Origin of the sequence: Streptomyces solicamelliae (genome assembly GCF_045348655.1) — a bacterium.
GTDB classification, from domain to species: domain Bacteria; phylum Actinomycetota; class Actinomycetes; order Streptomycetales; family Streptomycetaceae; genus Streptomyces; species Streptomyces solicamelliae.
In genome coordinates this window covers 6,470,466-6,490,277 of the sequence record NZ_CP160404.1, presented here as the reverse complement: position 1 = coordinate 6,490,277, position 19,812 = coordinate 6,470,466, and the positions used below count along the sequence as shown (strand labels likewise).

12 protein-coding genes are annotated in these 19,812 nt (G+C 72.7%); 8 read left to right on the top strand and 4 right to left on the bottom strand.

The window, feature by feature from the left end; genetic code table 11:
• Positions 1-393: 393 nt before the first annotated feature.
• The 3 genes from ABZO31_RS29880 to ABZO31_RS29870 all read left to right on the top strand — a co-directional run bounded on the left by ABZO31_RS29880 (position 394) and on the right by ABZO31_RS29870 (position 5,042).
• Positions 394-2,661, top strand: coding sequence for a heavy metal translocating P-type ATPase (locus ABZO31_RS29880; protein WP_406864434.1), 2,268 nt, complete (start codon positions 394-396; stop codon positions 2,659-2,661).
• Positions 2,658-3,494 (top strand): 4'-phosphopantetheinyl transferase family protein, encoded by an 837-nt coding sequence (locus tag ABZO31_RS29875; protein WP_406864433.1) that lies wholly within the window; start codon positions 2,658-2,660, stop codon positions 3,492-3,494. Before ABZO31_RS29880 ends, ABZO31_RS29875 begins: the two co-directional genes overlap by 4 nt.
• A gap of 108 nt (positions 3,495-3,602) precedes the next feature.
• Positions 3,603-5,042 (top strand): aminotransferase class V-fold PLP-dependent enzyme, encoded by a 1,440-nt coding sequence (locus tag ABZO31_RS29870; protein ID WP_406864432.1) that lies wholly within the window; start codon positions 3,603-3,605, stop codon positions 5,040-5,042.
• A gap of 65 nt (positions 5,043-5,107) precedes the next feature.
• Here ABZO31_RS29870 and ABZO31_RS29865 read toward each other — a convergent pair whose 3' ends face one another.
• Positions 5,108-6,703 carry a multicopper oxidase family protein gene (locus ABZO31_RS29865; RefSeq protein ID WP_406864431.1) on the bottom strand — a complete coding sequence of 532 codons (1,596 nt, stop codon included), beginning with the start codon at positions 6,701-6,703 and terminating at the stop codon, positions 5,108-5,110.
• An 80-nt stretch (positions 6,704-6,783) separates the two neighbouring features.
• Complete coding sequence (locus ABZO31_RS29860) at positions 6,784-7,248, bottom strand: hypothetical protein (RefSeq protein WP_406864430.1); 465 nt, start codon at positions 7,246-7,248, stop codon at positions 6,784-6,786.
• Between the two features lie 216 nt (positions 7,249-7,464).
• Between ABZO31_RS29860 and ABZO31_RS29855 the strand changes: the two genes are divergently transcribed.
• The 4 genes from ABZO31_RS29855 to ABZO31_RS29840 all read left to right on the top strand — a co-directional run bounded on the left by ABZO31_RS29855 (position 7,465) and on the right by ABZO31_RS29840 (position 15,102).
• Positions 7,465-11,577 carry a molybdopterin-dependent oxidoreductase gene (locus ABZO31_RS29855; protein ID WP_406865526.1) on the top strand — a complete coding sequence of 1,371 codons (4,113 nt, stop codon included), beginning with the start codon at positions 7,465-7,467 and terminating at the stop codon, positions 11,575-11,577.
• Between the two features lie 197 nt (positions 11,578-11,774).
• Positions 11,775-12,167, top strand: a complete 393-nt coding sequence (locus tag ABZO31_RS29850) for a TOBE domain-containing protein (RefSeq protein ID WP_406864429.1) — start codon at positions 11,775-11,777, stop codon at positions 12,165-12,167.
• 86 nt (positions 12,168-12,253) lie between these two features.
• Entirely contained in the window at positions 12,254-13,069 is an 816-nt protein-coding gene (gene modA, locus ABZO31_RS29845; RefSeq protein WP_406864428.1) for a molybdate ABC transporter substrate-binding protein, read from the top strand.
• A gap of 92 nt (positions 13,070-13,161) precedes the next feature.
• The gene (locus ABZO31_RS29840; RefSeq protein ID WP_406864427.1) at positions 13,162-15,102 is read left to right on the top strand and encodes an ABC transporter permease; all 1,941 of its coding nucleotides are present in this window, start codon (positions 13,162-13,164) and stop codon (positions 15,100-15,102) included.
• Positions 15,103-15,562: 460 nt separating this feature from the next.
• Here ABZO31_RS29840 and ABZO31_RS29835 read toward each other — a convergent pair whose 3' ends face one another.
• Complete coding sequence (locus tag ABZO31_RS29835) at positions 15,563-15,982, bottom strand: TOBE domain-containing protein (protein WP_406864426.1); 420 nt, start codon at positions 15,980-15,982, stop codon at positions 15,563-15,565.
• 165 nt (positions 15,983-16,147) lie between these two features.
• Here ABZO31_RS29835 and ABZO31_RS29830 point away from each other — a divergent pair, with 165 nt between their 5' ends.
• Complete coding sequence (locus tag ABZO31_RS29830; RefSeq protein WP_406864425.1) at positions 16,148-16,618, top strand: hypothetical protein; 471 nt, start codon at positions 16,148-16,150, stop codon at positions 16,616-16,618.
• A gap of 39 nt (positions 16,619-16,657) precedes the next feature.
• Here ABZO31_RS29830 and ABZO31_RS29825 read toward each other — a convergent pair whose 3' ends face one another.
• On the bottom strand, positions 16,658-19,804 hold the full coding sequence (locus tag ABZO31_RS29825; RefSeq protein WP_406864424.1) for an ABC transporter substrate-binding protein: 3,147 nt from the start codon (positions 19,802-19,804) through the stop codon (positions 16,658-16,660).
• Between the last annotated feature and the right edge of the window lie 8 nt (positions 19,805-19,812).

Below are 19,812 nucleotides of genomic sequence, written 5' to 3'. Positions count from 1 at the left end.
GGATCGAACACTAGCGCTCTGTACGGATTTTGGCCGCCCGGTCCAGATGCGGTACGTGGGGAAAACTGAACGCTCTGTTGCACTGCCCTTGCCGGTCCGCTGTAGGTGCCGGGCCTAGCGTGGGGGCACGAGGCTCATCGACCGCAGCGAGGAAGGAGCGGCCCGGCATGTCCCCACAACTGCCGCGTGCACAGGAGGTCCGCCGATGCGGATTCCAGGCTGGACCTTCGTCGTCGTAGCACTGGTGCTGCTCTCCACCGCGGTCTGGCTGCTGCTCCGCTTCCATCTGTCGTCCGTCGGCTGACGTACGGCGACCCACGCACCCGGGCCGAGGACAGAACCGACCGGCGGCTCGGACCGCCGGTCCCCGAGGTCGTGAAGAGGAGACTCTCGATGAGCACGTCCGTCCACGGAGCGGACCCGATCGAACTGGCCATCGGCGGCATGACCTGCGCCTCCTGCGCCGCCCGTATCGAACGGACGCTGAACCGGCTCGACGGCGTCGAGGCGGCCGTCAACTACGCGACCGGGAAGGCGCACATCACGTCGCCGGCCCTCGCGGTGGACGAACTCGTCGCCGCCGTGGAGTCCCTGGGCTTCACCGCCGCCTTACCGAAGCCCCCCGAGCCGGTCAGCGACGACCACCCGGCCCCGGACGAGCTGCGGCCGCTCCGCCTACGCCTGATCACCGCCCTGGTACTGGCCACCCCGGTGATCGTGCTGGCCATGGTCCCGGCCTGGCAGTTCACGTACTGGCAGTGGCTCTCGCTCGCCCTCACCGTCCCGGTGGTCACCTACGCGGCCTGGCCGTTCCACCGGGCCGCCGTGGTCAACGCCCGGCACGGCGGGGCGAGCATGGACACGCTGGTCTCGATGGGCACCGGCGCCGCCTTCCTGTGGTCGCTGTGGGCGCTGGTCTTCGGCACCGCGGGCTCCCCGGGGATGACACACGGCTTCTCCCTGACCGTCTCCCACACCGACGGCTCCGGGAACATCTATCTCGAAGCGGCCGCCGGCGTCACCGCGTTCATCCTGGCCGGCCGCTACGTCGAGGCACTGTCCAAGCGCCGGGCGGGGGCCGCGCTGCAGGCCCTGCTGCATCTGGGCGCCAAGGACGTCACGGTACTGCGCGACGGCCGCGAGGAACTGATCGCGACGGACCGCCTCGTCGTCGGGGACCGCTTCCTCGTGCGTCCCGGCGAGAAGATCGCCACCGACGGGGTGGTCGTCGAGGGCGCCTCGACGGTCGACGCGTCCATGCTCACCGGCGAATCGGTGCCGGTGGAGGTCACCACCGGCGACCATGTCACCGGGGCCACGCTCAACGCCGGCGGACGTCTCGTCGTCGAGGCGACCCGGGTCGGGGCGGACACCCGGCTGGCCCAGATCGCCGCACTCGTGGAGGCCGCGCAGAGCGGCAAGGCGGCCGCGCAGCGACTCGCGGACCGGGTCTCCGCGGTCTTCGTCCCGGTGGTGATCGCACTGGCCCTCGGCACGCTGGTCTTCTGGCTCGCAGGCGGCGCCGAACTCACCGCGGCCTTCACGGCCGCCGTGGCCGTCCTCATCATCGCCTGCCCCTGCGCCCTCGGCCTGGCCACCCCCACGGCGCTGCTGGTCGGCACCGGCCGCGGCGCCCAGCTCGGGATCCTCGTCAAGGGCCCCGAAGCGCTGGAGTCCACGGACGGCATCGACACCGTCGTCCTCGACAAGACCGGCACGGTGACCACCGGCGCCATGGCCCTGCGCTCCGTCCGCACGGCCGAGGGCCAGGACGAGACCGAGGTGCTGAGGCTCGCGGGGGCGGTGGAGCACGCCTCGGAACATCCCGTCGCCCGGGCGGTGTCCTCCGCCGCCGCGGCACGGGTGAGCGGGCTGCCGACAGCCGACGCGTTCAAGGCCCTGCCGGGACTCGGCGCCCAGGGCGTGGTCGACGGCCGGCTCGTCCTCGTGGGGCGCCCGTCGCTGCTCGCGGAACGCGGCATCGCCCTGCCCGCGGAACTGGCGCGCGCCGCCCAGGACGCCGAGACGACGGGCCACACGGCCGTCGCGGTCGCCTGGGACGGTACGGCGCGGGCCGTGCTCGAGGTCGCCGACGAAGTCCGGCGCACCAGCCGGGACGCCATCGCGCGACTCCGGGCCCTGGGTCTGCGGCCGGTCCTGCTCACCGGCGACAACCGGGCCGTCGCCGAGTCCGTGGCCGCGGAGGTGGGTATCGACGAGGTCGTCGCCGACGTGCTGCCCGAGGACAAGGCCGAACTCGTCAAGCGGCTCCAGTACGAGGGCCGTTCGGTCGCGATGGTGGGCGACGGCGTCAACGACGCGGCCGCCCTGGCCCAGGCCGATCTCGGTCTCGCGATGGGCTCGGGCACCGACGCCGCCATCCAGGCCTCGGACCTGACCCTGGTCAGGGGCGACCTGTACGCCGCGGTGGACGCGATCCGGCTGGCCCGCAAGACGCTGAGCACCATCAGGTCGAACCTCTTCTGGGCCTTCGCCTACAACGTGGCGGCGCTGCCGCTCGCCGCGGCGGGACTGCTCAACCCGATGATCGCCGGCGCGGCGATGGCCTGCTCGTCGGTCTTCGTGGTCGGCAACAGCCTCCGGCTGCGCGGCTTCCGGCCGACGGTGCCGGCCGTGCCCCACGAGGGGGCGCCCGCATGACAGCGTGGCCCGGACACCCGCGTGTCCCCGACCTCCCCCTGCCACCCCGGGGCTACCGTCCGCCCCGCGGGCACACCGACGTCTGGACGCTGCACACCTCACCCGCCACCGTGCAGGCCGCGCGACGCCTCCACAACACGTTGGACGTCCCGGAACGCCGCCGCGTGGAAGCCGCGCCCTCTCAGGAGGCCGGCAACGCCTACCTCGTGGGCCGGGTGGCGCTGCGCCTCGTCCTCGGCGCCTGCCTCGATGTCCGGCCCCGTTCGGTACCGCTGCTCCGCGCGCCCTGCCCGCTGTGTCAGGGACGGCACGGCAGGCCCGTCGTCGGCGTCACGGCCGACCTGCACTTCTCCGTGTCCAGGCGGCGCAACACGGTGGTGCTCGCCCTCGCCGCCACGCCGGTGGGCATCGACCTCGGGACGCCGGACCGGATCACCCCGGACGTGGCGGGCCGGCTCCACCCGGCCGAGCGGGCGGCCGTCCGACGCCTGCCCGAGGACCTGCGCGAACAGGCCCTGCTGCACTGCCTGGTCCGCAAGGGCGCGTATCTCAAGAGCGTGGGAACGGGGTCCGGGGTTCCGCCGAGCACGGTCGACATCGGCCCGGGGCCCGACTTCGGCGGCGCCGATCCCCAGCCGGCCCCCTACGCCCTGACCACCCTGGCGGCTCCGCCGGGCTATGCGGCGGCCACGGCTCTGCTGCTGCCGTCGGCACGTGGCGCCCGGACCCGCCCGACGGTCGACCGGTACGGCTGCGACGCGTGCGGCACGGCGGCGGCACGGCCGGGCACGGAATCGCCGGCCGACGCGGCGGTCGCGGCGCTGACGCCTTGACTCCTTGACGTTCCGCCGCACGTCGACGCAACCCCCATCGGCGAGGCGGCAGCCCGCCACCGTACGGGCACTCATCACCATTCCGCCTACCTGCTGGGAGAACCCGACATGTCCGTGCGCGCTCACACCACCGAGACCACCGAGACCGCCGAGGCGGCCGCCGAGAACGACGAGCCCCGTTGTAGTCTGCCGCTGCCCGTCCTCGGCCGGGACGTGACCGTTCCGCTCGTCACGGGCGGAGAGGTGGCGTACGCGGCGCTGGACTACGCGGCCAGTGCCCCGGCGCTGCAGCGGGTGTGGGACGACGTGGCGGCGTACGCCCCGTACTACGGCAGCGTGCACCGCGGTGCCGGGTACCTCTCGCAGTTGTCCACCGACCTGTTCGAGAACAGCCGGGCCACGGTGGCGGAGTTCCTGGACTGCCGGGACGGCGACCAGGTCGTCTTCACCCGCTCGACCACCGACTCGCTCAACCTGCTGGCCGCCGTACTCCCCGCGGAGTGCCAGGTGTTCGTCTTCGAGACCGAGCACCACGCCTCCCTGCTGCCCTGGCACGACGCCCAGGTCACGTACCTCGACGCACCGCGCTCGCACGACGAGGCGATACGGACGGTCGAACGTGCCCTGGCCGACCGGAATCCGTCCCCAGGCTCTCGGCTTCGCTCGAGCAGGGGAGGCCCCCACGCCCCCGCCCTGGTCTGCGTGACGGGTGCGTCGAACGTGACCGGTGAGCTGTGGCCGGTCCGCGAACTCGCCGCCGCGGCGCACGCGCACGGCGCGCGGATCGTCCTCGACGCCGCGCAGCTGGCCCCCCACCACGCGGTCTCCGTGCGGGAGTCGGACGTGGACTGGGTGGCGTTCTCCGGCCACAAACTGTACGCGCCGTTCGGCGCCGGCGTCCTGGCCGGCCGGGCCGACTGGCTGCAGGTGGCGGAGCCGTACCTGGCCGGTGGCGGTGCGTCGCGCACGGTGGCCCGGCGTGCCGACGGCGCGCTGCAGGTCGAGTGGCACACCACCGCGGCCCGTCATGAGGCCGGCTCGCCCAACGTCATCGGCGTCTACGCCATCGCCGCCGCCTGCAAGGCCCTCACCGAGGCCGGCTTCGACTCCCTCGTCGCCCGTGAGCAGCACCTCATCGACACCGTCCGTGCGGGTCTGGCCGAGGTGCCGGAGGTCAGGGTGCTCTCGCTGTTCGGCGACGACGCGCCCCGCGTCGGGGTCATCTCGTTCGTCGTCGAGGGCTGGAACAGCTCCCACTTCGCCGCCGCGCTCTCCGCCGAGTACGGCATCGGCGTCCGCGACGGCCTCTTCTGCGCCCACCCGCTGGTGCGCATCCTGCTGGGCAGCGACCCGCAGGACGCCGGTGAGTGCGGGGCGCCGGAGGCCGGGCCCGGTGAGCCCTCCCTGAACGCGATCCGGGTGAGCTTCGGGGCCGGTACGCCCGACGAGCACGTCGAGCGGTTCGTCGCGGCCGTGAAGGAGCTGGTCCGTGGCGGCGCGCAGTGGAAGTACCGCATCGAGAACGGCCGCTGCGTCCCTGAGGCGTGAGGCACGAAGCCTGAGAGGCACCCGACCCCGGGGCGGTCCGGCCTGGCCGGACCGCCCCGGTCCTGCTACTTCAGGTAGCCGAGGACGGTCATCATGCCGGACTCGCCGTGGTACACGTTGTGGCAGTGGACCATCCAGAGCCCCGGGTTGTCCGCGTCGAAGTCCACGTCGACCCGCTTGCCCGGCAGCACGATCGAGGTGTCCTTGCGTGCGCCGCCGTCGGCGAGCGCGTACGTGTGCCCGTGCAGGTGCATGGGGTGCCACATCGTCGTGGTGTTCACGAAGGACAGCCGGACGCGCTCACCGGAGCGCACCGCGTATCCCTGTGCGGGGTCGTACTTCTTGCCGTTGACGGCCCAGTCGTACTTGTCCATCGAGCCGGTGAGTTCGAGCTCGATGGTCCGGTCCGGCTCGCGTGATCCCAGGCGCACCGACTCCGCCGCCTTGAGCTGACCGCCGTGGAGCACCTTGCCGTCGAGCTCCTTCGGGCGCGCGGACGCGGTGGGCGCGGCCCCGCCACTCGTACGCAGGACGGCGAGCGCCGTGCGGTTCTTGCCCTCGGCGAGCGCGGTCAGCGGGAACGCCCCGCTCTTGACGGTGACCAGGGCGTCGAGGCGCTCCCCCATGCCGAGCAGCAGCGCGTCCGCCCGGGCATGCGTGACGGGGAAGCCGTCCGTGTGCGTCACGGTCAGTTCGTGGCCGCCGAGCGCGACCCGAAAGGCGGTGTCGCCGCCGGCGTTGATGATCCGGAGCCTGATCCGGTCGCCGGGCTTCGCGGTGAAGGTCTGCGGGTTCTCCGGTGTGCGGCCGTTGACGAGGTAGTACGGGTAGCCGACGTCTCCGGCGTCCCCGCCCAGCAGATCACTGGTCGCGCCCATCAGCATCCGCGAGGGTCCGCTCGGCTCGGGGGACGGCGCGGTCCGTGTCGTCACGGACGTGTGGGACATGCCGTGGCCGTCCGTCCCACCGGAGCCGCCGTGCTCCATCCCGCCCATGCCCTTGCCGAGTTCCGCGAACACGGCGTCCGGGGTGGAGCCGTCGACTCCGTCGACCCAGTCGTCGAGGACGATCACCCACTCCTTGTCGTACTGCAGCGGCTCCTTGGGGTCCTCGACGATCAGCGGAGCGTACAGGCCACGGTCCTGCTGAACGCCGGAGTGCGGGTGGAACCAGTAGGTGCCGGGGTGGGTGACGGCGAAGCGGTAGTCGAAGGAACCGCCCGCCTTGATGTCGCGCTGGGTGAGGCCGGGCACGCCGTCCATGTCGTTGCGCAGCGCGAGTCCGTGCCAGTGCAGGCTCGTGGCTTCGGGAAGGTTGTTGGCGAGGGTGAGGGCGAGGGTGTCGCCCGCGGTCAGCCGGACCTCCTTGCCGGGGAGTTCGTCCCCGTACGCCCAGGAGCGGACGGTGCGGCCGGCGCCGAGGTCGAGCGGTGTCTCGACGGCGGTCAGCCTGACCTTCCGCTCGGGGCCGGGCTTGCGCCCTGCCTCGGTCGCGGCGATCTGCTTGCTGTCCGGGCCGAGGAAGTCGGCGGTCGGCGACGTGCCGCTCCCGCCGGAGGAGTGGCCCGTGTGCTGCGTCGCGTCGGAGCAGGCGGTCAGCAGGCCGGTACCGGCGGCCGCGATTCCGGCGCCGATGAGGGCGCGTCGAGTAAGTCGGGACATGGCGGTGAAACCCCTTGACGTGGTCGTGAGTCTGCATGCGGGAGACGGCGTCCGCTCGCGGCGAGGAGCGGCCGGTCGTCCTATATGCGCAGCAAGGACAGACGTGTCAGCAGGGACCCGGGCGGCGAGAACGCCCGGCACTCGTGCACGAGCCGTTCGACGGTCTCCGGCCCGTGGACGCGCAGCCGCCGGAGGGGCGCACGCGCCAGGAGGAGCAGGGGGACGCCGACGCCGATCAGGGCGAGGCACACGACGGCGATGCCCACCCCGTGGAGGGGTTCGGGCGGTGCCGGCGTCGCCTGGTGGCCTTGTTCGCCGGCCGACCTGTGATCCACCGGCAGAACGGAAGCGTGGTCATGGGCCGAGGCGTGGTCGTGGACTGAGGGTCCCTCGTGGGACATCGCCGCGGTATGCCCGCCGGCGAGCGCCGGAGCAGCACGTTCACAGACGTGTCCGAGGCCGTACGCCAGCACGAGCCCGGAGAGCAGCGCGACGACGAGCACCCAACGGCTCAGCCACGTGGCGGTCTCCTGACGCGCTTCCACGACGGCCTCCCCACCCGATCGGCATCCGCAGTACCCGGATGCCCTCAGTGTACGGGTAGGGGGTATCCGTCGCATCAAGATCCCCGCGTCCGCCGACCTCACGATGCCGTGCCGGTCGCCGTGCGTGCGGTGTAACCGGGCGTGCGGGGGCTGTGTGATCACTCCGAAACCGGGTCCTTCTAGGGTCGTCCTGTGGGATCGGGGCGACGGGGAGAGGTGCTGGTGGTGTCGGCGGAGTCGGAGGTCGAGGCTGTTCGGACGGTGTGCTCGTACTGCGGGGTGGGCTGCGGGATCGTGCTCGACATCGCGCGGAACGCGGCGACCGGACTGCGGCGAGCCGTGAAGTCCTCGGGGGACAAGGCCCATCCCGCGAACTTCGGGCGGCTGTGCACGAAGGGGTCCACCAGCGCCGACATGATGGCCGCCCCCGGGCGGGCCCGTACCGCGCTGGTGCGGGCGGAACGCGGCGGCGCGGCCGTCGAGGCGGACGTCGACGCCGCCGTCGCCGAGGTGGCGGCCCGGCTGCGCGCGATCCTGGACGAGCACGGGCCGGACGCCCTGTCCTTCTACGTCTCCGGGCAGATGTCGCTGGAGGCGCAGTACCTGGCCAACAAGCTGGCCAAGGGGTTCGTGCGGACCAACCGGATCGAGTCCAACTCCCGGCTGTGCATGGCGTCGGCCGGTTCCGGCTACAAGCTGTCGCTGGGCGCGGACGGGCCGCCCGGCTCGTACCAGGACTTCGACCACGCCGACGTCTTCCTCGTCATCGGCTCGAACATGGCCGACTGCCATCCGATCCTGTTCCTGCGGATGATGGACCGGGTGAAGTCGGCCGGGGCGAAGCTGATCGTCGTCGACCCCCGGCGCAACGCCACGGCCGACAAGGCCGATCTCTTCCTGCAGATCCGGCCGGGAACGGATCTCGCGCTGCTCAACGGGCTGCTGCATCTGCTCGTCGAGAACGCAGACGTGGACGAGGAGTTCATCGCCGCGTTCACGGAGGGCTGGGAGGCCATGCCCGCCTTCCTCGCCGACTATCCGCCCGCGAAGGTCGCCGAGATCACCGGCATACCCGAGGCCGCCGTCCGGCAGGCCGCGCAGTGGATCGGTGCGGCCGGGAACTGGATGAGCTGCTGGACGATGGGGCTGAACCAGTCCACCCACGGGACCTGGAACACCAACGCCCTGGTCAACCTGCACCTCGCGACCGGTGCGATCTGCCGCCCGGGCTCCGGGCCGTTCTCGCTGACCGGGCAGCCCAACGCCATGGGCGGGCGGGAGATGGGCTACATGGGTCCCGGGCTGCCGGGGCAGCGCTCGGTGCTCGTCGACGAGGACCGGGCGTTCGTCGAGCGGCTGTGGGGCATCCCCGAGGGCTCGCTGCGGACGGACGTCGGGCGCGGGACGGTGGAGATGTTCGAACGGATGGCCGCCGGGGACATCAAGGCGTGCTGGATCATCTGCACCAACCCGGTCGCCTCCGTCGCCAACCGCAGGACCGTCATCGCCGCCCTGGAGGCCGCCGAACTCGTCGTCACGCAGGACGTGTTCACGGAGACCGAGACCAACGCGTACGCCGACGTCCTCCTGCCCGCCACGCTGTGGGCGGAGTCCGACGGCGTGGCGGTCAACTCCGAGCGGAACCTCACCCTCGTCCGGGGCGTCGTCGACCCGCCCGGACAGGCGCTGCCGGACTGGCGGTTGATCGCGCGGGTCGCCTGCGCGATGGGCTTCGCCGACGCCTTCACGTACGGCTCCGCCGAGGAGGTCTTCGAGGAGCTCAAGCAGGCGTGGAACCCCCAGACCGGCTGGGATCTGCGCGGTGTCTCGTACGAGCGGCTGCGCGCCACGCCCGTGCAGTGGCCCGCGCCGGCGGGGGACGGCCCGGACCGCAACCCGATCCGGTACCTCAACGACGGCGTGAGCCAGAGCCTGCTCGTGCGGGAGGACGGGAGCCGGCCCCGGCTCGCCTTCCCCACGCCGAGCGGGCGCGCCCGGTTCTTCGGCCGTCCGCATCTGCCGGCGGCCGAACTGCCCGACGACGACTATCCGTTCGTCCTCAACACCGGGCGTCTGCAGCACCAGTGGCACACGTTGACGAAGACCGGGAAGGTCGCCAAGCTGGCGAAGCTCGACCCCGGACCGTTCGTCGAGGTCCATCCCGAGGACGCCGCCGCGCTCGGCGTCGCCGACGGGAACCACCTGGAGATCGCCTCGCGCCGCGGCCGCGCCGTGCTGCCCGCGGTGGTCACCGACCGGGTCCTGCCGGGCACCTGCTTCGCCCCGTTCCACTGGAACGACCTCTTCGGCGAGTACCTCGGCATCAACGCCGTCACCAGCGACGCCGTCGACCCGATCTCGTTCCAGCCGGAGTTCAAGGCGTGCGCGGTGACGCTGGCTCGGACGACCGCTCCGGTACCGGTCGCCCGCCCGGATCAGGAAGCCGCGGCGGCTGCGGAGCCCCGGGGTGCCGCGCCCGCCCTCGCCGACCTGTTCGGCGTCGCGGACCTCGTACCTCCCCCGTTCACCGAGCCGGAGCGCCGTTATCTCGCCGGGTTTCTCACCGGTATGTCCGGCGCCGCTCCCGCCGACGGCCGTGTCCCTGTGCTGCCGGCCTCCGCGCCCTTCTCGCCCGAGCACGGGCTCTGGGTCGACGGCGTGCTCGCCGGGAGGTTCTCCCGCGCCGGCGGGCCGGAGCCGTCGGGCCCGGCCCCGGCTCCGGCCGCTCCCGCCCGCCGCCTCGTGCTCCTCTGGGCCTCCCAGACCGGTACCGCCGAGGAGTTCGCCGCCGCGGCGGCCGGCCGGCTCGCCGAGGCCGGGCACGCCCCTACGCTCCTCCCGATGGAGAGCGCCGACCTGGCGGAGCTCGGCCGGGAGACGGACGCGCTCATCGTGACCAGTACGTTCGGGGACGGCGACGCTCCCGACAACGGCACCGCGTTCTGGCAGGCGCTGAGCGCGGCCGACGCGCCGCGCCTGGACAGTGTGCGGTACTCCGTCCTGGCCTTCGGGGACTCCAGCTACGACGACTTCTGCGGCCACGGGCGCCGCGTCGACGAGCGCCTGGCCGAGCTGGGCGCCACCCGTCTGCATCCTCGTACCGACTGCGAGCCCGACCACGAGGCACGCTCGGACGCCTGGCTGACGGCGCTGCTCCCGCTCCTGGCGGCCCCCGTTCCGGAACGGAAGGCGGCCTCCGTAGCGCCCGTGTCGTACACGAAGGCCGCCCCCTTCCCGACGCTCCTCATCGGCAACCGGCTGCTCAGCCTGCCCGGTTCGCAGAAGGAGGTACGGCAGTTCGCGTTCGACACCCGGCACGGCGAGCTGGCGTACGAGGCGGGCGACGCCCTCGGCGTGTGGCCGGCCCACGGCACCGAGCTCGTCGCCGAGTGGCTCGGCCTCACCGGGCTCGACCGCGACGAGCCGGTCGACCTCGGGGACGGACCCCTCCCCCTGGCCGAGGCCCTGCGCACCCGGCTCGACATCACCCGTATCACCCCGGACCTGCTCGGGTTCGTGGCCGACCGCACCGGAAGCCACGAGCTCAAGCGGCTGCTGCGTCCGGGCAACAAGGGCGAACTCGCCAAGTGGAGCTGGGGTCTGCAGGCGGCCGATGTGCTCGGCGCCTTCCCCGTCCGCGCCTCCGCGGCCGACTGGGCCGGTGTGCTGAAGCGGCTGCAGCCCCGCCTGTACTCGATCTCCTCCAGCCCGTTCGCGCACCCGAGCGAGGTCCGGCTCACCGTCTCCGTCGTGCGCTACACGAACGACCGCGGCCGGGACCGCACCGGCGTGTGCTCCGCCCATCTCGCCGATCACGCGGACGACGGCCCCGTCCAGGTCTTCGTCCAGCGCTCCCCGCACTTCCGCCCGCCGGCCGACCCGGCCACGCCGATGATCATGGTCGGGCCGGGTACGGGCGTGGCACCGTTCGTCGGGTTCCTCGAGGACCGCCGGGCCCGTGGCCACACCGGCCGCAACTGGCTGTTCTTCGGCGAGCAGCGCGAGGCCACCGACTTCTACTACCGCGAGGACCTGGAGGCCCATGTCGCCTCCGGCCACCTCGACCGGCTCGACGTCGCCTTCTCGCGCGACCAGCGCGCCAAGGTCTACGTCCAGGACCGGATGCGCGAGCACGGCTCCGCCCTGTGGTCCTGGCTCCGGGACGGCGCGCACTTCTATGTCTGCGGCGACGCGGCGCGCATGGCGAAGGACGTCGACCAGGCCCTCCGGGACGTCGTCGCCCGCCACGGCCGGATGGGCGACGAGGAGGCGGCCGCGTACGTGAAGCAGATGGCGACGGAGAAGCGCTACGTCCGCGACGTCTACTGAGCCCGGTGGCCTGGAGTGCGGGGGGCCGTCACCGGGATCCGGATCGGCGCCTGCCGGCCCCCGGGAGGCACACCGTCCGGGGACCGAGACCACCGGGCACCATCCCTCATCCTTTCCTACCAGCCCCCTCTCATCCGCCATGGAGGGTCCCACGACTTTGTTGCAGATGAGAGTGGATCCCGCCTACGGTGTCGCATATGCAGTCCTACACCATCGGGCAGGCCGCCCGTCTGCTGGGCGTCAGCCCCGACACGGCGCGGCGCTGGGCGGACGCGGGCAGGGTCGCGACCCACCGCGACGAGAGCGGCCGGCGCGTCATCGACGGCAAGTCGCTGGCCGCGTTCTCCGTGGAGCTCGCACAGGTGGACGACGAGGAGGCGTCCTCGTACACCTCGGCGCGCAACGCGTTCCCCGGCATCGTCACCGCGATCAAGCTCGGCGACATCGCGGCCCAGGTCGAGATCCAGGCCGGGCCGCACCGGCTGGTCTCCCTCCTCACCCGTGAGGCCGTGGAGGAGCTGGGACTGGAAGTCGGCATGCAGGCCACCGCCCGCGTGAAGTCGACCAGCGTGCACATCGACCGCACCTGACCCCTCACGCAGAACCGGATCATCCCGGCCGTCGGCGCGGCCGGTCTCCCACCGACTTCCGTTCGTCCCCAAGGAGTTCAGACGTCATGTCCCGCACGCTCACCGTCACCGGACGCCGTGCCGCCGCTGCCGCCCTCACCGCGGCGCTCCTCGTCCCGCTCGCCGCCTGCGGCAACGGCGACGCGAAGCGGGACACCGGCGGTTCGCCCGCCGACGGCTCCGCGAGCGCCGCGCCGTCGGCGAACCTGACGGTCCTCGCCGCCGCGTCCCTCACCGACGCGTTCAGGACCGCCGGTGCCGCGTACGAGAAGTCCCACCCCGGCACGAAGCTCACCTTCTCCTTCGCCGGCTCCCAGGAACTCGTCGCCCAGGTGTCCCAGGGCTCCCCCGCCGACGTCCTGGTCACCGCCGACACCAAGAGCATGGAGAAGGTGAAGGCCGACACCGGCACCCCGGCGGTCATCGCGAGGAACCGGCTCGTCATCGCCACCGGCGAGGGCAACCCGCACAAGGTCGACGAGCTGAAGGACCTGGCCGACACCACGCTCAAGGTCGTGCTCGCGGCGCCCGAGGCGCCGGCCGGCAAGTACAGCAAGCAGATCCTCGACGCCCAGAAGATCACCGTGAAGCCGGTCTCCCAGGAGCCGAACGTCCGCGCGGTGCTGAGCAAGGTCGAGCTCGGCGAGGCCGACGCCGGCCTCGTGTACAAGACGGACGCGGAGAGCGCGAAGGACAAGGTCGACGCCGTCGACATCCCCGACGCCCAGAACGCGGTCGCCCAGTACCCGGCCGCCGCGCTCAAGGACTCGGAGAACGCCGAGGCCGCCGCGGCCTTCGTCGCCTGGCTGTCCTCGCCCGAGGGGCAGAAGATCCTCCAGGACGCCGGCTTCCAGAGGCCGTAGCGGAGCAGGATCACTCGGATCGGAGGGGCTTTCCGTATCCGGGGGAACGGACAGCCCCTCCCCCTCACGTCGTCAGGTCTTCGGGAACATCGATGAAACGAGCAGACGTCCGTACGCCGCGTACCCGGCCGCCCCTGACGCTGGCGCTGCCCGCGCTGGCGGCCGTGGCCTTCCTGGCCCTGCCGCTGGTCGGCATCCTGGTCCGGACCGAATGGGACGAGCTGGCCGACCACCTGAGTTCGCCGGGCACGGTCGAGGCGCTGAAGCTCTCGCTCCTCGTCTCCTTCTGGGCCCTCGGCCTCTCGCTGCTGCTCGGCGTCCCGCTGGCCTGGCTGCTCGCCCGGGTGCCCTTCCCCGGCAAGGCGTTCGTCCGCTCACTCGTGCTGCTCCCGATGGTGCTGCCGCCCACCGTCGGCGGCGTCGCGCTGCTGCTGGCGTTCGGCCGGCGCGGGCTGCTCGGGCCGTGGCTGGAGGACACCTTCGGCATCACGCTGCCGTTCCACACCTCCGGCGCCGTGCTCGCGGCGACCTTCGTCGCCATGCCGTTCCTGGTCATCAGCCTGGAGGGCGCGCTCGGCGGACTGCGCTCCCGCTACGAGGAGACGGCGGCCTCCCTCGGCGCCTCGCCGGTGCGGGTGTTCTTCACCGTCACGCTGCCCATGGTGGCGCCCGGGGTCGTCGCGGGCGCGGCCCTGACCTGGGCCCGGGCGCTCGGCGAGTTCGGCGCCACGATCACCTTCGCGGGCAACCTGCCGGGCGCCACCCAGACCCTGCCGCTGCAGGTGTATCTGCTGCTGCAGGACGAGCCGGAGGCGGCGACGTCCGTCTCGCTGCTGCTGCTCGCCATCGCCATGGCCGTCCTGGTCGCCCTGCGGGGACGCTGGACGGGCACGCCGGCCGACCGCGTCCCCCGTGCCGTACCCGAGGACACCGCGGACGCGACCGTCGAGGAGCCGCTCCAGGCCACGCCGGCCGCCCCGTCCTCCCCGACCGGCGAGCGCTGGTCCCTGCACGCCGAGGTCACCGGCTTCACGCGGCTCACCCTGGACGCCGAACCCGGCACCACCATCGCCGTCGTGGGACCGAACGGCGCGGGCAAGACGACCCTGCTCCGGGCCCTGCTCGGACTCACCCCCCGAGCCCACGCGGACCTCGTCCTCGGCGGTACCGACGTCACCGCCCTGCCCCCGCACCGGCGGCGGGTCGCCTGGGTGCCGCAGGACGGCGCCCTCTTCCCGCACCTGACCGCCCTCGCCAACACCGCGTACGGCCTGCGCGCCCAGGGCGTGCCTCGCGCCGAGGCCCGCCGCACGGCCGCGGGCTGGCTCGACCGCCTCGGCGTCGGCCACCTGGCGCACCGCAGGCCCGGCCAGCTGTCCGGCGGCCAGGCGCAACGGGTCGCCCTGGCCAGGGCGCTCGCGGCCCGCCCCCGGCTTCTGGTCCTGGACGAGCCGCTCGCCGCCCTCGACCAGACGACCCGGGCCCATGTACGGCACACCCTGCGCACGCACCTCGCCGGCTTCGGCGGCGTGTGCCTGATGGTCACCCACGATCCGGTGGAGGCGGTCTCGCTCGCCGATCGCGTGCTCGTACTCGACGAGGGCCGCGCGCTCCAGGACGCCTCCCCCGCCGAGGTCACCCGGCACCCCCGGTCCCCGTGGGTCGCCCGGATGCTCGGCCGCAACGCCCTGCCGGGCACGGCCACACCGGAGGGCCTCGCGCTCGACGGCGGCGGCGTCCTGGTCGCGGCCGACCCGCCCCCGGCCGGGACGACGGCGCTGGCGATCGTCGCGCCGGAGGCGGTGTCCGTCCACCGCGAGAGGCCCGGCGGCAGCCCCCGCAACGTGTGGCCCGGCACCGTACGCGAGATCACGGCCTCCGGCAGCCGGCTGCGGGTCCTGATCACCTCCGACCACGCGCCCGACCTCGTCGCCGAGATCACCCCGCAGTCCGCCGCCGAACTGGGCCTCGCGGACGGGGTGTCCGTCTGGACCAGCGTGAAGGCGACCGAGACGACGGTCGTGACTCTCTGACCACCGAGACGGCCGCCGCTCGCTCCGCCGGCGGTGCGCACCTGCTGGTCGCCGGGCGCGACGCCGGCCCGCCCACCGCGTCAGCCGTCCACACGTTCGTGACAGCGGCCCTCGCCGACGCCGTACAACGACGACCGGCGTAGGGTGTGCGGAACGGCGCTGCGGCGCTGTTGTCCCGGCGATATGAGAGGACATCGTTGAGTCCGAACCCCACCTGCTGCTTCTGCTGCCAGGTCATCGATCTCGACCAGGACGGGGCAGCGACCGAGCTCAGGATGGGGGCGGTTGACCCCGTGCGAGGCGGTGCCGTGCGGCAGCTGGCCTATGCACACTCGGGCTGTCTGCGTGAACGGGTCCACCCGGACATCGACTTGTGGTTCGAGTTCTGAGGCCGGTCCGACCTCCAGGCCGTTCACCGCGCTGAACCCGAGGCGGGTCGTCCTGACTCCCGGGCTCCCGCTCAGGCGGTGTCGAGGGAGATCTCGGTCGACTTGATCAGGGCGACGACAGACGTCCCGGCGTTCAGGCCCAGGTCCTCGACGGCGTCCCTGGTGATCGCGGCGGTCAGTTCGCCGCCGTCTACGGAGACCTTCACGGAACCCATGGCACCGCCGGTCGCCACCTCGGTCACGGAACCCGCGAGCCGGTTGCGGATGGAGAGGCCCTCGACGGGTCCGGTCGCGAGGGCGACCTCGGTGGACTTCACGAGAGCCTTGACCGCGGAACCCTCGGCCAGGCCGAGGTCCTTGACGGCGTAGGCGGTGATGGCGGCGGTGATCTCCTGACCGCCCGCCAGGCGCACCTTCACGGCCGCCATGGCCTCGCCCGCGGTGACGGCGATGACGGTGCCGGGCAGCTGGTTACGGATGGACAGGGTCATGGAGCACACGCCTCACAAAGCCGGAAACGAACGGTCGTCACTTCTGTGACCTGCGTCCCGACCGACGCTAGCGGACCGAAAAATACCGTCCGCACCACGCGTCGCATCCGCCAGCCGAATGGACGCAATCGCCCGGGGCTTCCTCCTCGAATCCGGGACCGCACGATGGCCGGGGCCCTGGTGCTTGCGGCGCTGATCGGGGGACTGACGGTCAGGGAAAGGCTCTCGGAGGACGAGGCGGACCACACCCCGGCGGCGTACCCGCCGGGCTCGTCCGCCCCCGCGCGGACGACGCCGGGCGGCACGGCGACGACGAACGGACTGCTGTTGGTGCAGGACGGCCGTGTCGCGCGCTTACCGACGTCGCTTCACGGGATGGAACTCGTGCAGGAGATCAGCGGCCTGCTCCGGACCGAGAACGTCACGATGACAAGGCTCGACACTCAGCTGACCCTGTGGCACGGCGCGGGCGCGGGCGCAGGGACGCCCAATCAGGCCGCGAGCCGTCTCATGGCCGAGCACGGCTTCCCGCCGGTCACCGGGGCCGCGGTCGGGGCCGGCGCGATGATCGGCCACATTCCGTTCCCGCTGGGCGGCGACGAGGTCGAGGCCGTCGCGCTCGGGCTGGAGCGGTAGCCACTGGGTGACCAGGCCCTTCCCCGCGCCCCGTGGGGCTCAGCCCGCTTCGCCTCCGCCGACGCCGAGGGCCTGGACGTCGACCATGCCGTATGCCTGGCTGACGTACACGTTGGTGAGGCGCGGGTTGCGGTAGTTGAGGGTTCTCACGGCGGCGACCGGGAGGTAGTGGGCGCCGTCGGTGAGTCTGTGGTTGAGCGTGCGGTTCAGATCGGCCACCTTGTCGGGGTCGGTCTCCGCCGCCGCCCGGTCGAACAGGGTGTTGATCGCGGGGTCGTTCACCTGGGCGTGGTTGACGTTGCCGTTCGGGAGGATGTAGCGGCCGTCGGCCAGCGGCTGCAGGAAGCCGGATCCGTGGGGGAAGTCGGAGCCCCAGCCGGTCACGATGAGGCCGTACCCCCTGGTCTCGACCACGCTGGGGTCGCCGGCGATGCCGGAGTACTGCCCGGAATCCACCCGTTCGATCTCGACCTGGATGCCCGCGGCCTTCAGGGCCTGTCGGAGCGCCTCGGCGGCGGCCACCTCCTTGGGCCTGATGTCGCGTACGACGAGCTTGGTGGAGAAGCCCTTCGGGCGTCCGCAGGCGGCGAGTTCCTCCCTGGCCCTCGCGAGCCGGGGCTTGCCGGTGGTGAGGTCGAAGGGGTCGTAGGCATCACCGCCCGGAATGGTCGGGGGCAGCATGTTGCCGTGGCGGGCGCCCGCGGTCCGGCCGCCCTGCGCGGTCTGGAGTGCGGTGGTGTCGGCCGCGTACAGGACGGCCTTGCGGCAGTGCACGTTGTCGAAGGGTGCCGTCCGGGACACCAGCGCGACGTATCGGAGAGCCCCCGAGAACGCGGCGTCCGCGTGGGCCCTGAGTTCCGGGTCGCCCATGACCTTGACGGACGCGGCCTGGGACAGGCCGGCCTGTGACGCGTCGAGGTCGGCGATGCCTGCCATGAGCTGGGTGGCCACCTGCTCCGACGCGGCCGAGACGTTCAACTCGATGCGATCGGGCAGCGCCTTGCGCACCGGGTCGGTCGCCGGTTTCCAGTGGGTGTTGCGCACCAGGACCAGCGACTTGCCCGGGCTGTACGAGTCGAATCGGTACGGCCCCGACGCGACCGGCTTCAGGCCGTAACGGGCGCCGGTGTCCTTGGACTTGGGCACCGGGGCGGTCGCGCCCATGGCCAGCAGGTGCGGGAACCGCGAGTCGGGCGTGGCGAGACGGAAGACGAGTGTCCGCTCGTCCGGCGTCGCGATCGACTTCAGACCGGTGCCGCCGGCGTCCTTGTAGGGGCCCCGGTAGTTCTGGCCCTGGTCCAGCAGCTCCGGGAAGTACAGGGGACCGCCGCTGAGGACGTCCGTCGCGAACGTCCGCTGGATCGCGTACTTGACGTCCTGGGAGGTGATGGGTGTGCCGTCCTCGAACGTCAGCCCGGACTTGATCCTGACGGTGTACGTCTTTCCGTCGGGCGACACCTCGGGCTGCGTCTCGGCGAGGTCCGGGACGAGCCCGAGGCCCTTCGCTCCGGGCTTGGTGTCATAGGTGAGCAGCGTGCGGCTGTAGAGCCGCTGCATGTTCCAGACCCACCCGTAGTAGGCGCGGGCCGGGTCCCAGGAGTCGGCGTCCATCCCGGTCGCGAGGCGGAGCGTGCCGCCCTTCTTGGAGGAGGGGCTGACCACTTTGTCGACGGCGGCGTCGAAGCCGGCGGAGGAGGCGTTCGCGTCCCCTGTCCCGGTGGCTTTGTCGTTCCTGTCCTTGTCCAGGTTCATGACGAGGGCGGTGATGCCGCCGCCGACCAGCACCGCCGCGACGGCGACCGCGACGATGCGGCGAGCGCGGGCGCGGCCACCCGGGCGGGCGGCGGCGGGACGGCCGGGGCGGGTGGCGGGAGAGGCGGGTTCCCACGAGGAGACGAGGACCGGCTCGCCGTCGAGCGACTGCGGAGACGTCCGCTCCGGCTCGGGCGTCGATACGGGCAGGGACGTCGATGCGGGCGGGGACGTCGGCGGCAGGGGCGGAGGCGGTGGTGCGGTCGGCGTCACGGCGGGCGTGGCCGGGGCCGGTGTGGCCGGGTCCTGCGGGACGGGCGGGTCCTGCAGGACGGTTGGGTCCTGCGGAACCGGCGAGTCCTGCGGAGCCGGCGTGGGCTTCCTGGCCAGGGCTTCCCGGGGGTCGGGCGGCGTCGGGGCCGATCCGGCACCGTCCTCAGCGCCGGCGCCCACCGCACCGTCCTCAGCGCCGGCGCCCACCGCGCCGTCCACCGCACCGCCCGGCGTCCCCGGCGGCGTGTCCGCCCGCGCCGGATCCGTACCGGCCGGGCGCGTGACCGCCAGGGCCACCGCCTCCGGCAGCCAGGCGGTCACGTCGGGCAGCCCGCCCCCGTAGGTCTGGCCACCGGTCTCACCGAGCAAGGAGGCGAACTCCGCCAGGAGTTCCGGCACCGTGGGCCGTCCGCCGGGATCCTTCTCCAGGCACCGGCCGACGAAGTCGGTGTCGGCGGGCAGCCCTTGGAGGTCGGGGGCCTCGTACACGGCCCGGAAGTTCACCGCGTGCGGCGATCCGACGCCGAACGGCGGCGCGCCCGTCGCGGCGAAGGCGAGCACCGCGCCGAGCGAGAAGACGTCGCTGGACGAGGTGACGTGATGTCCCGTCACCTGCTCCGGCGACATGAATCCCGGCGTGCCGACCACCGTGCCCGTCCGGGTGAGGACGCTCGCCTCGGTGGCGACGGAGATGCCGAAGTCGATGACGCGCGGTCCGTCGGCGGCGATCAGTACGTTCGACGGCTTCAGGTCCCGGTGGATCAGCCCGGTGGCGTGAATGGCCTCCAGGGCCTCGACCAGACCGGCCCCCAGGACGAGTAACGACCGCCGGGGCCACGCCCCGTGGGCCCGGACCGCCGCGTCGAGCGGCAGACCGGGGACGTACGCGGTGGCGAGCCAGGCGGGATCGCCCTCGGGGTCGGCGTCGACGACCGCCGCGGTGAAGAACCCGGTGACCCGTCGGGCGGCCTCGATCTCCCGGGCGAACCGGCGCCGGAAGTCGGGATCCTCCGCGAGTTCGGCGCGCACCACCTTCACGGCGACCATGCGGCCGCTGGTGGAACGGCCCAGATACACGCGGCCCATGCCGCCCGCGCCGAGGCGCGCGAGGATCCGGTAGCGACCCACCTGCCTCGGGTCGGCGGCGCCCAGCTCTTGCAACGTCCCCC